General features: G+C 68.9%; 10 protein-coding genes. 3 read left to right on the plus strand and 7 right to left on the minus strand.

Annotated features, from left to right (window positions below):
* Nucleotides 1–2: 2 nt before the first annotated feature.
* Both HWX39_RS15745 and HWX39_RS15750 read left to right on the plus strand, forming a co-directional pair.
* Nucleotides 3–2,075 (plus strand): MacB family efflux pump subunit, encoded by a 2,073-nt coding sequence (locus HWX39_RS15745; protein WP_175968929.1) that lies wholly within the window; start codon nt 3–5, stop codon nt 2,073–2,075.
* A gap of 13 nt (nt 2,076–2,088) precedes the next feature.
* Complete coding sequence (locus HWX39_RS15750) at nt 2,089–3,462, plus strand: efflux transporter outer membrane subunit (protein ID WP_175968930.1); 1,374 nt, start codon at nt 2,089–2,091, stop codon at nt 3,460–3,462.
* 51 nt (nt 3,463–3,513) lie between these two features.
* Here the strand turns inward: HWX39_RS15750 and HWX39_RS15755 are convergent, their stop codons facing one another.
* Nucleotides 3,514–5,052 carry an MFS transporter gene (locus HWX39_RS15755; protein ID WP_175968931.1) on the minus strand — a complete coding sequence of 513 codons (1,539 nt, stop codon included), beginning with the start codon at nt 5,050–5,052 and terminating at the stop codon, nt 3,514–3,516.
* A 178-nt stretch (nt 5,053–5,230) separates the two neighbouring features.
* Between HWX39_RS15755 and HWX39_RS15760 the strand changes: the two genes are divergently transcribed.
* Entirely contained in the window at nt 5,231–6,160 is a 930-nt protein-coding gene (locus tag HWX39_RS15760; RefSeq protein WP_175953217.1) for a LysR family transcriptional regulator, read from the plus strand.
* Between the two features lie 30 nt (nt 6,161–6,190).
* Here HWX39_RS15760 and HWX39_RS15765 read toward each other — a convergent pair whose 3' ends face one another.
* From HWX39_RS15765 to HWX39_RS15790, 6 genes are all read right to left on the minus strand, one after another.
* Nucleotides 6,191–7,330, minus strand: coding sequence for an enoyl-CoA hydratase/isomerase family protein (locus tag HWX39_RS15765; RefSeq protein WP_175968932.1), 1,140 nt, complete (start codon nt 7,328–7,330; stop codon nt 6,191–6,193).
* A complete protein-coding gene (locus HWX39_RS15770; protein WP_175968996.1) occupies nt 7,327–8,118 on the minus strand; it encodes an enoyl-CoA hydratase in 792 nt (263 codons plus the stop codon). The genes HWX39_RS15765 and HWX39_RS15770 overlap by 4 nt, the downstream gene beginning before the upstream one ends.
* Nucleotides 8,118–9,017: a 3-hydroxyisobutyrate dehydrogenase gene (gene mmsB / locus HWX39_RS15775; RefSeq protein ID WP_011354325.1), complete on the minus strand. Its 900-nt coding sequence runs from the start codon at nt 9,015–9,017 to the stop codon at nt 8,118–8,120. The genes HWX39_RS15770 and mmsB overlap by 1 nt, the downstream gene beginning before the upstream one ends.
* A gap of 18 nt (nt 9,018–9,035) precedes the next feature.
* Nucleotides 9,036–10,559: a CoA-acylating methylmalonate-semialdehyde dehydrogenase gene (locus HWX39_RS15780; RefSeq protein WP_175968933.1), complete on the minus strand. Its 1,524-nt coding sequence runs from the start codon at nt 10,557–10,559 to the stop codon at nt 9,036–9,038.
* Between the two features lie 101 nt (nt 10,560–10,660).
* Nucleotides 10,661–12,367, minus strand: a complete 1,707-nt coding sequence (locus tag HWX39_RS15785) for an AMP-binding protein (RefSeq protein ID WP_175968934.1) — start codon at nt 12,365–12,367, stop codon at nt 10,661–10,663.
* A gap of 160 nt (nt 12,368–12,527) precedes the next feature.
* Nucleotides 12,528–13,661: an acyl-CoA dehydrogenase family protein gene (locus HWX39_RS15790; protein WP_175968935.1), complete on the minus strand. Its 1,134-nt coding sequence runs from the start codon at nt 13,659–13,661 to the stop codon at nt 12,528–12,530.
* Nucleotides 13,662–13,723 lie beyond the last annotated feature (62 nt).

Here is a 13,723-nt window from a genome sequence, read left to right on the forward strand (position 1 = left end):
CGATGAGCCAGCCCCTGCTGAAACTCGCGGCCGTCACCCGACGCTTTCCGGCCGGCGACAAGGATGTCGTTGTCCTGAACAATGTCAACCTGTCGATCCACGCGGGCGAGATCGTCGCGATCGTCGGCGCGTCGGGCTCCGGGAAGTCGACGCTGATGAACATCCTCGGCTGCCTCGATCACCCGAGCGAAGGCACCTACACGGTCGGCGGACGCGACACGCACATGCTCGACACCGACGAGCTCGCGCAACTGCGCCGCGAACACTTCGGCTTCGTGTTCCAGCGCTACCACCTGCTGCCGCACGTCGACGCCGTCGCGAACCTCGAAATGCCCGCGATCTATGCCGGCACGCCGCGCGCCGAGCGGCACGCACGCGCCCGCGAGCTGCTCGCGCGCCTCGGGCTCGCGGATCGCGCGCACCATCGCCCCGGGCAACTGTCCGGTGGCCAGCAGCAGCGCGTGAGCATCGCGCGTGCGCTGATGAACGGCGGCCAGGTGATCCTCGCCGACGAACCGACCGGCGCGCTCGACACGAAAAGCGGCCAGGACGTGATCCGCATCCTGCACGAGCTGAACGCGCTCGGCCATACGATCGTCATCGTCACGCACGACAAGGCCGTCGCGCGCCATGCGAAGCGCATCATCGAGATCAGCGACGGCGAGATCGTCGCCGACCGGCCGAACCGGCACTATGCGGAAGCCCTCGCGGAAGCGGGCGCGGACGCGGCAGACGCTGAGGAAGCGACCGAAGCTGCAGCCGGCGAATCACCCGCACGCGGTCGCCACGACACGCCGCCGCCCGCAGCCGTCGACACCGATGCGCGTTCCGACATCGATACCGACAACGGCACCCGCACGCGACGCTTCGCCGCCGGCTCCGGCCGCTTCGCCGAGGCCTGCCGGATGGCGTCGATCGCGCTCGTGTCGCACCGGTTGCGCACGCTGCTGACGATGCTCGGCATCATCATCGGCATCACGTCGGTCGTGTCGATCGTCGCGATCGGCGAAGGCGCGAAGCGCTACATGCTCGACGAGATCGGCAGCATCGGCACGAACACGATCAACCTCTATCCGGGCACCGACTGGGGCGACAGCCGCGCCGACACGATCCAGACGCTCGTGCCCGCCGATGTCGCCGCGCTCGCCGAGCAGCCGTACGTCGACAGCGCGACGCCCGAAACGTCGCGCACGCTGCTGCTGCGCTACCGCAACATCGACGTGAACGCGCTCGTGAGCGGCGTCGGCGACCGCTTCTTCCAGGCGCGCGGGATGCGTTTCGCGCTGGGTGTCGCGTTCGACGAGGACGCGGTACGCCGCCAGGCGCAGGTGGCCGTGATCGACCAGAACACGCGCCGCAAGCTGTTCGGCGCGACGCGCAACCCGATCGGCGAAGTGATCCTGGTCGACAACGTGCCGTGCGTCGTGATCGGCGTGACGGCCGACAAGAAGAGCGCGTTCGGCAGCGTGAAGAGCCTGAACGTGTGGGTGCCGTACACGACCGCGAGCGGGCGTCTCTTCGGGCAGCGCTATCTCGACAGCATCACCGTGCGCGTGCGTGACGGGCAGCCGAGCGCCGCCGCCGAGAAAAGCCTCGAAAAGCTGATGACCCAGCGCCACGGCCGCAAGGACTTCTTCACGTACAACATGGACAGCGTGGTGAAGACCGTCGAGAAGACCGGCCAGTCGCTCACCTTGCTGCTGTCGCTGATCGCCGTGATCTCGCTCGTCGTCGGCGGGATCGGCGTGATGAACATCATGCTGGTGTCGGTCACCGAGCGCACGCGCGAAATCGGCATCCGGATGGCGGTCGGCGCGCGCCAGTCCGACATCCTGCAGCAGTTCCTCGTCGAAGCCGTGCTCGTCTGCCTGCTCGGCGGCACGATCGGCATCGCGCTGTCGTTCGGGCTCGGCGCGCTGTTCTCGATGTTCGTCGCGCAGTGGAAGATGGTGTTCTCGGCCGGCGCGATCGTGACCGCGTTCGTCTGCTCGACGCTCACCGGTGTGATCTTCGGCTTCATGCCCGCGCGCAACGCGTCGCGGCTCGATCCGATCGATGCGCTCGCGCGCGACTGACGCAAGGCCTGCCATGACGCATTCCTCACCGCTTCACCGCCTGGGCGCATTCGCGTGCGCGGCCGCATTGCTCGCCGGCTGTGCGGGTGCGCGCCATGAACCGCTGCCCGCCGTCGCGATGCCCGCGAACTGGGCAGCACCGGTCGCGGCCGGCGCACCGGCCACGACGCGCGACTGGTGGCGCAGCTTCGGCGATCCGCAGCTCGACGCGCTGATCGACGACGCGCTGCGCGCCAACAACGACCTCGCGATCGCCGCGATCCGCGTGTACCGCGCGCAACTGCAGGCCGGGCTCGCCGACACGAACCTGACGCCCGCCGTATCGCTCGGCGCGAACGGCGCCGTGTCGCGCACGCTCGATACGCACCGGACGAGCCGGACGAGCGGCGTGACCGGCTCGCTCAGCTATGAAATCGACCTGTGGGGCCGGCTGGCCGCGCTGCGCGACGCCGCACGCTGGGAGGCCGACGCGACGGCCGCCGATCTCGAGGCCGCGCGGCTGTCGCTGATCGGCACGACGGCATCGCTGTACTGGCAGATCGGCTATCTGAACCGGCAGATCGCGCTCGGCGACGCGAACATCGCGTATGCGGTCCGCACGCTCGCGATCGTCCGGTCGCGGCACGCGGCCGGTGCCGTGTCGGGGCTCGACCTTGCGCAGGCCGAACAGAGCCTCGCCGCGCAGCGCGCAGCGCAGACGCAACTGATCCAGCAGCGCACCGAGAACCGCCACGCCCTCGCAATCCTGTTCGACCGGCCGCCTCAGCAACGCGCGGCGGAACCGTCGGCACTGCCCGATGCGGCACCGCCGGACGTGGCGGCCGGCCTGCCGGCGAGCCTGCTCGGCCGGCGCCCCGACCTGCGCGCGGCGGAATTCCGGCTGCGCGAGTCGCTCGCGCAGATCGACGCGACGCGCACGAGCTTCTACCCAACCTTCACGCTGACCGGCCAGGCCGGCACGTCGAGCACGAGCCTCGAGCGCGTGCTCGCGAATCCGGTCGGCACGCTCGGGCTCGGCCTGGCACTGCCGTTCATCCAGTGGAACACGATGCAGCTGCAGATCAAGGTATCGAAGACACAGTACGAGGAAGCCGTGGTCGGATTCCGCCAGAAGCTCTACACGGCGCTCGCGGAAGTCGAGAACGCGCTGTCGGCGCGCGTGCAGCTCGAACGCGAAGCCGAACAGCGCGCGCTGTCGCTGGCCCAGGCGCAGCGCGCCGAGCGGCTTGCCGCCGCGCGCTTCGCAGCCGGCGCGACCGCCGTGCAGCCATGGCTCGACCAGCAGCGGCTGCTGCGGGACGCGCAAAGCGCCGACGCGCAAACGCGCCTGAACCGGCTCAACAACCAGATGACGCTGTACCGCGCGCTCGGCGGCGGGACGTCCTGACCGCGGCGCGCACCGGGCCGGCCGCGCCAGCCGTACCAGCCGCGCGCGGCATCATTCGCACACGGGTGCCCCGCGCCGCGCCGGTGCGAACGCCACCGCGCTCGCCGTCGCGAGCACAGCCACGCCCGCCGCGCCGTACATCATCACCCAACCGAATCCGTGCACGAGCGCCGCGTGCAGCGCCGCGCCGGTCGGGTCGGCCTGCGCGAGCGCCGGTGCGATCTCGTGCAGCGCGTCGGTTCGGCCGGATGCGATTTCCTGCGCGAGCCGGCGCAGCGCCGCGTCGCCGATCGTGCCCGCGATACCGGCCTTCAGGCTCGCGACGATTCCCGCGACCAGCACGAAGCCCATCGCCGCGATGTTCAGCGCGAGCGAGATCATCCGCGCGCTCATGTCGATACCCGACGCCATTCCGGCACGCGAGCTCGGCACCGCACCCGTGGTGGTATTGGTCACGGGCGTGTTCGTGAGCCCGAGCCCGATGCCGGCGATCACGCAGCCGGGCAGCATCGTGATCCAGCTTGCATGGTCGGCCGCGCTGCCGATCCGCATCAGCGCGAAACCCGCCGCGATCGTGAACAGGCCGCCCGGGATCACGACGCCCGGCCCGTAGCGCAACGCGAGCCGTTCGCCAAGCGGCGGCGCGACCAGCGTCGGCAACGTGTACGCGAGCAACGCGAGGCCGGCCGTCACGCTGTCGTAGCCGAGCGCGACCTGGAACCAGATCGGCAGGTAGATCATGAACGGCCAGAAGCTGAAGTTCATCCCCATCGAACCGAAGATCGCGCCGGTAAACGCGCGAATCCGGAATACCGAGAAGTCGAACATCGGCCGCGCGCTGGCGCGTTCCGCGATGAAGAAGCCGACCAGCGCCAGCATGGTCGCGCCGAGCACGCCGAGGCCGGCGGCGCTGGTCAGCCCGAGTTCCGCGCTTTGCGTGATGCTGAACGCCAGGCCGAACACCGCGAGCGACAGCGTGACGATGCCTGCCACGTCGAGCCGGCCCGCATGCGGATCGCGCGACTCCCGCACCGCGCCGCCGATCAGCACGAGCGCGATGGCCGCGAGCGGCGCATGGACGAGGAACACCCACGGCCAGCTTGCCAGCGCGACGATCGCGCCGCCGACGATCGGCCCGAAACCGAGCCCGATGCCGAACACGATCCCCCAGATCCCGAATGCGCGGCCACGCTCGCGGCCCTCGCGAAACTGGTGCGACAGCACCGCAATCTGGCAGATCAGCATCGCGCCGCCGCTGGCGCCCTGCAGCAGCCGGCCCGCGACGAGCACCGGCACGTTCGGCGCGAGCCCGCACAGCAGCGATGTCGCGCCGAACAGCGCGGTGCCGATCACGTACACGCGCTTGCGGCCGAACCGGTCGGCGAGCGCGCCGGCCGCCATCAGCACGGTCGTGCACGCGATCGTGTACGCATTCATGATCCACTGCATGCCGTTGAAATCGCCATGCAACACGTGTTCGAGCGTCGGCAGGATCACCGGCACGCTCGAGATTTCAAGGCCGAACATCAGCGACGTGAGACAGACGGCCGCGAGTGCGACCGCATTCCTGCGGGAGTCGGATAGCGTCATGCGTTTTGCGCCACGGCCCGGGAACGGGCCGCGCGCCTCCAGGTGAGAAAGATTCGCCGCGTGCGGCCGGCGACGCACGCTGGGCGGGAATCGGTACTATAGTGAGAATTGCCATCCCCATTGGCGTACGCATTTCTCCAGACTGGGGAACTGTAGGACTCAATCACCTCCCCCTCCCATGACCGACAGACTCGACGGCGTGACGACCTTCGTCCAGGTAGTGGAATCGGGCAGCTTCGCGCTCGCCGCGGAGCGGCTCGACATGACGCGCTCGGCCGTCGGCAAGGCGGTCGCGCGGCTCGAGAAGCGGCTCGGCGCGCGGCTGCTGCAGCGCACGACGCGCAGCCAGAGCCTGACCGACGACGGCCAGGCGTACTACGACCGCTGCGTGCGTGCGCTCGCGGAACTGGAAGCGGCCGAAGCCGACCTCGACTGCGGCCGCAACGAGCCGCGCGGCAAGTTGCGCCTGAGCGTGCCGCTCGCGTTCGGGCACCACTGCGTGACGCCCATCGTGCTCGATCTCGCGCGCACCTATCCGCATTTGCGGATTGACGTGTCGATCACCGACCGTTTCGTCGATCTCGTCGAGGAAGGCATCGACCTCGCGGTGCGCATCGGCACGCTCGCGGACAGCACGAGCCTCGCGGTGCGGCGGCTCGGCACGCAGTACGGCAGCCTGGGCGCGGCGCCGTCGTATCTCGCCCGCTACGGGATGCCGAAGACACTCGACGATCTGAAAGACCACCGGACGATCGCGTATTCACGTTCGGGCGTGATTCAACCGTGGGACTTGCGCGCGCCGGACGGCTCGACGGTGCGTGTCGACATGCCGCACCAACTCAGTTTCGACGACGTGCAGGCGATTGCGGCGGCCGGCGCATCGGGGTTCGGGATCGCCTGGCTGCCGAGCTGGCTGCTCGATCACTACGTGAAGCGCGGCGAGATGACGGTCGTGCTCGACCGCTGCTTCGTCTGCGAAGGCGACATCCACGCGATCTGGCCGAAGACGCGCTACCTGCCGCGCAAGACGCGCTGCGTGATCGACGCGCTCGCGCAGGCGATTCCGCCGATGATCGAGCGCCGGGATGAGGTCAACGAGATGAAATGAAACCGACGCGCCCCGCTGCGCGTCGGGCCGTCACGCAGCGCCGAGATCGGCCAGCGGATGCGCGAACAGCTTCCACGGCGACGTCAGGAAATGCCGCACGCGTTCGGCGCGCAGTTCGACGAGCGACGCGGGCGCCCAGCGCGGCTTGCGATCCTTGTCGACGAGATGCGCGCGCACGCCTTCGCAGAAGTCCCCTTCCTCGATCGCGCGCGCGACGATGCCCAGCTCCATCCGGAACGATTCGGCCAGCGTCATCTGGCGGCCGCGCAGCAGCGCCTCGCGTGTCACGAACAGCATCGTCGGCGAGTGGCCGGTGAGCGCTTCGAGCGTCGCCTGCAGCCATTGGCGGTGCTCGCGCGACAGCTCCTCGCGCGCAAGATCCTGCGTCAGCGTCGCGACGATCCGCTCGACGGTCGAGCGCTTGTCGAAGTGACGCACGATCCACGGCATCTGGCTGTCGAGCGCCGCGTGCGGCACGACGTTGCACGGCGGCTCGAACACCTTGCGCAGCAACGCCAGCACATCGCCTTCCCACTTGACGCTTTCGATGCGCGTCTCGAACGTGTCGAGCCATGCGGACGGCACGCACAGATCGGCGAGCTTCGCGGTCAGCGCGTCGGCGCCCGACAGCATCGCGCCGGTCAGCCCGACGTACAGCTCGAGTTCGACCGGCATGCGCGACAGGAAATGCGTCGCGCCGACGTCGGGCACGAGGCCGATGCGCGTCTCCGGCATCGCGATCTTGCTGCGCTCGGTCGCGACGCGCAGCGCCGCGCCCTGCGCGAGGCCCATGCCGCCGCCCATCGTCACGCCGTCCATCAGCGCGACCACCGGCTTCGGGAACGTATGAATCGCGTAGTCGAGACGATATTCGTCGACGAAGAACGGCAGCCAGGTTTCGCGCTGCGCGACCATCCTGTAGAGCGCGCGCACGTCGCCACCCGCGCAGAAGCCCTTCTCGCCGGCACCGCGCAGCACGACCGCGACGATCTGGTCGTCGTCGCGGCAGCGCTCGAGGCGCGCGGCCAGCTCGCCGATCATCGCGTACGACAGCGCGTTGAGCGCGGCCGGCCGGTTCAGCGTGATCAGCGCCACGCGGTTCACCACGCGGAACAGCACCTCGGGTGCGCGCTCCGCGAACGCGTCGTGATTCGTCACCGGCGTGCTCATCGTTGCGACTCTCCGTCGGTGCGCCACTGCGGCGCGCGCTTGCCGAGAAACGCAGCCACGCCCTCGCGCGGATCGTTCGTATCGAACAGGTCGACGAAGCGTTCCCGCTCGACCGCGAGCGCCGCGCCGCGCGGCACGCCGCGGCGCGCGAGGCCGATCAGCTCCTTGCTGTACGCGACCGCGTGCGGGCTCTGCCGCACGACGTTGCGCGCGAGCGCCAGCGCCGCATCGCGCGACGCGCCCGACGCCACGACGTCCTCGACGAGGCCGATCCGCAGCGCCGTGGCCGCGTCGACACGCGCGCCGGTCAGGATGATCTTCTTCGCCCAGCCTTCGCCGACCAGCCAGGGCAGCGTCTGCGTGCCAAGGCCGCACGGCAGCAGGCCGACCGACGGCTCGGGCAGCGCCATCTGCGCATGCGTCTCCGCGATCCGCAGGTCGCACGCGAGCGCGCATTCGAGCCCGCCGCCCATCGCATAGCCGTTGATCGCCGCGATCGTCACGACGCGCGCGTCGTGCAGCGCCTCGAACGCCGCGCCGAAGCGCGACGCCATCGCGCGCGCAACCGCGCGATCGCCTTCGGCGAACGTGTTCAGGTCGGCGCCCGCGCTGAAGAACTTCGGGCCGTCACCGGTGATCACCAGCGCGCGCACGCGCGGGCTCGCATTCAGTTCGGCGACGGTGTCCTGCAGTTGCCGAAGCCCGTCGGCGGTAAAGGCGTTCGCGGGCGGACGCTTGAGCGTCGCGCACGCGATCGCGCCATCGTCGACGTAGTCCAGTTCGATCATCACGCGTCCTTCTTCGTTGCCGGTTGGTACAGGCGGATCACCGCCGAGAAATCGAGCTGGCCGTCGCCGCGGCTGCTCATCGTCTGGTACAGCTGCTGCGCGAGCGCGCCGAGATAGACGGGCTGGCGGGCCTGCTTCGCCGCGTCGTTCGCGAGGCCGAGATCCTTCAGCATCAGGTCGGTGCCGAAGCCGCCCGAGTAGCCGCGCGACGACGGCGCGGTATCGATCACGCCCGGATACGGGTTGTACGTATCGGAACTCCAGCAGCGGCCCGTCGACGTGTTGACGATGCCGGCCAGCACCTTCGGGTCGATGCCGAGCGCGACACCGAGCGACATCGCCTCCGACACGGCCGCCATCGAGATGCCGAGCACGAGGTTGTTGCAGACCTTCGCGACCTGCCCCATCCCCGTCGCGCCGCAGTGGACGATGTTCTTGCCCATGCCCGCGAGCACCGGCTTCACGCGCTCGAAATCCGCATCGCTGCCGCCGACCATGAAGGTCAGCGTGCCGGCCGCCGCGCCGCCCGTGCCACCCGACACGGGCGCATCGACGAACGCGCCGCCGTGCTCGCGCACGAGCGCGCCGAACGCCTGCGCGCTCGCCGGGTCGATCGTGCTCGAATCGATCACGGTCGCGCCCGCGCCGAGGCCGGCGAGCACGCCGTTCTCGCCGGACAGCACCGAGCGCACGTGCGGCGCGGCCGGCAGCATCGTGATGACGAACGTCGCACCCGATGCCGCATCGCGCGGCGACGCGGCCACCTGTGCGCCGGCGTCCTGCAGCGCGCGCAATGCGTCGGCGCTCAGGTCGAACGCGTGCACTTCGTGGCCCGCTTTCAGCAGGTTCAGCGCCATCGGCGCGCCCATGTGGCCGAGGCCAATAAAACCGATTTTCATGTTCGTGTCCTCCGCCGCTCAGTGCAGCCGGATCGTCGTATTCACCGGGGCGGCCGTCGTGTCGTCGTCGAACCAGCGCGCGGTGACGGTCTTGGTCTGCGTGTAGAACTGCACGACCTGCTTGCCGTACGGGCCGAGATCGCCGAGCTTCGAGCCGCGCGAACCCGTGAAGCTGAAGAACGGCACCGGCACCGGGATCGGGATGTTGATGCCGACCTGGCCGATGTCGATTTCGCTCTGGAACTTGCGCGCGGCCGCGCCGCTCTGCGTGAACAGCCCCACGCCGTTGCCGAACGGGTTCGCGTTGACGAGCGCGATCGCTTCGTCGAGCGAGTCGGCTTCCATCACGACGAGCACCGGCCCGAAGATTTCATGCGTGTAGATCGACATGTCGGTCGTCACGCCCGAGAAGATCGTCGGGCCGACGAAGTTGCCCTGCTCGTAGCCGGGCACCTTCACGTCGCGGCCGTCGAGTTCGAGCTTCGCGCCTTCCTTCACGCCTGCGTCGATCAGCGACAGGATGCGTTCCTTCGCCGCCTTCGACACGACCGGGCCGACGTCGGTGCCGGATTCCGCGCCCGCATTCACCTTCAAGAGCTTCGCCTTGGCGACGAGATCGGGCAACCAGTCGCGCGCTTCGCCGACCAGCACCGCGACCGACGTCGCCATGCAGCGCTGCCCGGCCGCGCCGAAGCCCGCACCGACGAGCGCGTTGATCGCCTGTTCGCGGTTCGCATCGGGCAGCACGACCGCGTGGTTCTTCGCGCCCATCATCGACTGCACGCGCTTGCCGTGCGCGCTGCCGAGGTTGTACACGTGCGTGCCGACGGCAGTCGAGCCGACGAACGAGATCGCCTTCACGAGCGGATGCGTGCAGATCGCATCGACGACTTCCTTGCCGCCGTGCACGACGTTCAGCACGCCTTTCGGTACGCCGGCCTCGATCGCGAGCTCGACGAGCTCCATCGTCGACAGCGGATCCTGTTCCGACGGCTTCAGCACGAACGTGTTGCCGCACACGATCGCCATCGGGAACATCCACAGCGGAATCATCGCGGGGAAGTTGAACGGCGTGATGCCCGCGCACACGCCGAGCGGCTGGCGCAGCGTGTAGGTATCCACACCACCCGCGACGTTCTCCGCGAATTCGCCAAGCTGCAGCGAACCGATCGAGCAGGCGTGCTCGACCACTTCGAGGCCGCGGAAGATGTCGCCTTCGGCATCGGGAATCGTCTTGCCCTGCTCGGCCGTCAGCGTCTTCGCGATGCGCTGCTGGTTCGTGCGCACGAGATCCTGGAACTTCAGCATGATGCGCATGCGCGCGGCGATCGGCGTGTTCTTCCAGGTCGCGTACGCGGTGTGCGCGGCCTGCACGGCCGCGTCGACTTCCGCGACGGTCGCGAACGGCACGCGTGCGAGCACCTGCTGCGTCGCCGGGTTGACGATGTCACGCCACTCGTTCGTGGCGGACTCGACGAAGGCGCCGTCGATCAGCAGCTTGACCGTCGGCACGTCTTTCGAATTCGCGTTCATCGATCCCATCTCCTTGCAGGGGGCCGCGAAGCGCGATATCGCCGCGCGGCCGGTTCAATTCGGCTGCGGGCGGCCGCCGCGAGTGGCGGCGCGCGCGGCCCGCGCTCACGTCACTTCAGTTCGGCGGCGAAATCCTCTTCCCAGTATTCGCCGGGCATCCGTTCGCTTGCGTCGTCGCCGCGCTCGATCTCGCGGCGGCGCAGCTCGACGCGGCGGATCTTTCCCGAGATCGTCTTCGGCAGCTCCGCGAACTGCAGGCGGCGAATGCGCTTGTACGGCGCGAGCTTCTCGCGCGAGAAGCGGAAGATGTCCAGCGCGAGTTCCGGGCTTTCCTCGTAGCCCTGCCGCAGCGCGACGAAGGTCTTCGGCACCGACAGCCGGACGGGGTCGGGGCTCGGCACGACGGCCGCCTCGGCGATCGCCGGATGCTCGATCAGCACGCTCTCGAGTTCGAACGGGCTCAGCCGGTAGTCGGACGACTTGAACACGTCGTCCGCGCGGCCGATATAGACGTAGTAACCGTCGTCGCGGCGCATCGCGATGTCCGACGTGCGGTAGTGGCCGTCGCGCATCGCGTAGGCCGTCGCGTCGGGATTGTTCGCATAGCCTGTCATCAGCCCCACCGGGCGCGTCACGTCGGCGCCGATCGGCAGCGCGACCTCGCCTTCGGTCACGGGCGCGCCGTCCGGATCGAGCAGTTCGATCCGGTAGCCGGGCAGCGGCCGGCCCATCGAGCCCGCGACGACCGGCTGGCCCGGCGAGTTGCCGATCAGGCAGGTCGTCTCGGTCTGGCCGTAGCCGTCGCGAATCGTGATACCCCACGCCTTCTTCACACGCTCGATGATCTCGGGATTCAGCGGCTCGCCCGCGCCGACGATCTCGCGCAGCTTCACGTCGAACGACGCGAGCGGCTGCTGCACGAGCATGCGCCACACCGTCGGCGGCGCGCACAGTGTCGTCACCTGGTACTTGACGAGCGCATCGAGCACCACCTTCGGCTCGAAGCGCGCGTAGTTGAACGCGAACACGCACGCCTGCGCGTTCCACGGCGCGAAGAAGCAGCTCCACGCGTGCTTCGCCCAGCCCGGCGAGCTGATGTTCCAGTGGATGTCGCCCGGCTGCAGGCCGACCCAGTACATCGTCGACAGATGGCCGACCGGATAGGTGCGGTGCGTATGCTCGACGAGCTTCGGCTTCGACGTCGTGCCCGACGTGAAGTACAGCAGCATCGCTTCGTTCGACTGCGTGACGGCGTCGGGGTTGAATGCGGCGCTCGCCGCGTAGCCGTCGTTCATCGGGAGCCAGCCTGCGCGCGGCGCACCGGCGACGATCCTCTGCGCGAGACCGAGATCCGGCTGTTCGAATTTCACGGTTTCGTTCTCGTCGACGATCGCGTATTTCGCGCCGCCGATCCGCACGCGGTCGCGCACGTCGTCCGGCGACAGTTGCGTGGTGGCAGGCAGCACGATCGCGCCGAGCTTCATCGCGGCGAGCATCGCGTCCCACAGCTCGACGCGGTTCGGCAGCATCAGCAGGATCCGGTCGCCGCGCACGACGCCGATCGAGCGCAGCCAGTTCGCGATCCGCGACGAACGCTCGGACATCTGCGCGAACGAATACGGATCGCCCGTGCCGGTCGCCGCGTCGACGATCCACAGCGCGGGCTGGTCGTTGCCGCGCGCCATCGGGTCGAAGTAGTCGAGCGCCCAGTTGAACGCGTCGAGCACCGGCCACTCGAACTCGCGATACGCGGTGTCGTAGTCGGTGCGATGGCGCAGCAGAAAGTCGCGTGCGTCCAGGAATGCCTGTACCGTCATCGTTGTCTCCAGTCTCCATGCCTCGCGGTCAACCGGCGCACACGCTGCGGCGCATGCCCGATTCCCTTGTACGCGGCGCACGGTCACGTCGTTGCGTGCCGCGTTCACCGCGCTGCCCTCGTGCCCTGCGCGATGTTTCTGTCGGCGCGACCGCCGCGGCTCAAAGCTGCCGCGCGATCACCATCCGCTGCACTTCGCTGGTGCCTTCGTAAATCTGCGTGATGCGCGCGTCGCGATAGTGACGCTCGACTTCGTAATCGACCAGGTAGCCGTAGCCGCCGTGGATCTGGATCGCGTCCGAACACACGCGCTCGGCCATCTCCGATGCGAACAGCTTCGCCTGCGATGCTTCCGACAGGCACGGCAGCCCGGCCGTGCGCAGCTTCGCCGCGTGATGCACGAGCAGGCGCGCGGCGTTGATCTGCACGGCCATGTCGGCGAGCTTCTGCTGGATCGCCTGGTGCTCGGCGATCGGCTTGCCGAACTGCACGCGCTCACCCGCATAGCGGCGCGCCTTGTCGAACGCGGCGCGCGCGATGCCGAGCGCCTGCGCGGCGATGCCGATGCGGCCGCCCTCGAGATTCGACAGCGCGATCTTCAGCCCTTCGCCGCGATTGCCCAGCAGGTTTTCTTCCGGGATCGCGCAGTTCTCGAACGTGATCGGGCACGTATCCGACGCGCGGATGCCCATCTTCTTCTCGGGTTTGCCGACGATGAAGCCCGGCGTGTCGGTCGGCACCAGGAACGCGGAAATGCCGCGCTTGCCGGCTTCCGGATCGGTCATGGCAAAAACGATCGCGACGCCGGCGCGCTGGCCGTTGGTCACGAACTGCTTCGCGCCGTTCAGCACCCATTTGCCGTCGCGCAGTTCCGCACGCGTGCGCAGGTTGTTCGCCTCGGAGCCGGCCTGCGGCTCGGTCAGGCAGAACGCGCCGATCACGCGGCCGGACGCCATGTCGGCCAGCCAGCGATCCTTCTGCGCCGGCGTGCCGAAGCCCAGGATCGGCCCGCAGCCGACCGAGTTGTGCACGCTCATCATCGTCGCGCACGCGGCGTCGCCCGCGGCGACCTCTTCCATCGCCAGCGCATAGGCCACGTAATCCGTATACGAGCCGCCCAGCTCCTGCGGCACGATCATCCCGAGCAGGCCGAGTTCGCCGAGCTGCGCGACGATCGCGTCGGGCAGGTGCGCATCGTGGTCCCATTGCGCCGCGTTCGGCGCCAGCATCTCGGTGGCAAACGCGCGCGCCGCGTCGCGGATCATCCGCTGGTCTTCGGTGTAAAGCTCGTCCATGGTGCTGCTGTCTCCCGCGGCCGCCGGGCGCGACCGTCCTTGCGTTTCGATGCAACAAGTGT

This window comes from Burkholderia sp. BCC0322, from assembly GCF_902833045.1.
Lineage (GTDB): Bacteria > Pseudomonadota > Gammaproteobacteria > Burkholderiales > Burkholderiaceae > Burkholderia.

Coding starts and splice junctions, on each gene's coding strand:
- HWX39_RS15780 (WP_175968933.1), bottom strand. CDS start 10,559: ATGGGATCGATGAACGCGAATTCGAAAGACGTGCCGACGGTCAAGCTG.
- HWX39_RS15755 (WP_175968931.1), bottom strand. CDS start 5,052: ATGACGCTATCCGACTCCCGCAGGAATGCGGTCGCACTCGCGGCCGTC.
- HWX39_RS15760 (WP_175953217.1), top strand. CDS start 5,231: ATGACCGACAGACTCGACGGCGTGACGACCTTCGTCCAGGTAGTGGAA.
- HWX39_RS15790 (WP_175968935.1), bottom strand. CDS start 13,661: ATGGACGAGCTTTACACCGAAGACCAGCGGATGATCCGCGACGCGGCG.
- HWX39_RS15765 (WP_175968932.1), bottom strand. CDS start 7,330: ATGAGCACGCCGGTGACGAATCACGACGCGTTCGCGGAGCGCGCACCC.
- HWX39_RS15750 (WP_175968930.1), top strand. CDS start 2,089: ATGACGCATTCCTCACCGCTTCACCGCCTGGGCGCATTCGCGTGCGCG.
- HWX39_RS15770 (WP_175968996.1), bottom strand. CDS start 8,118: ATGATCGAACTGGACTACGTCGACGATGGCGCGATCGCGTGCGCGACG.
- HWX39_RS15785 (WP_175968934.1), bottom strand. CDS start 12,367: ATGACGGTACAGGCATTCCTGGACGCACGCGACTTTCTGCTGCGCCAT.
- HWX39_RS15745 (WP_175968929.1), top strand. CDS start 3: ATGAGCCAGCCCCTGCTGAAACTCGCGGCCGTCACCCGACGCTTTCCG.
- mmsB (WP_011354325.1), bottom strand. CDS start 9,017: ATGAAAATCGGTTTTATTGGCCTCGGCCACATGGGCGCGCCGATGGCG.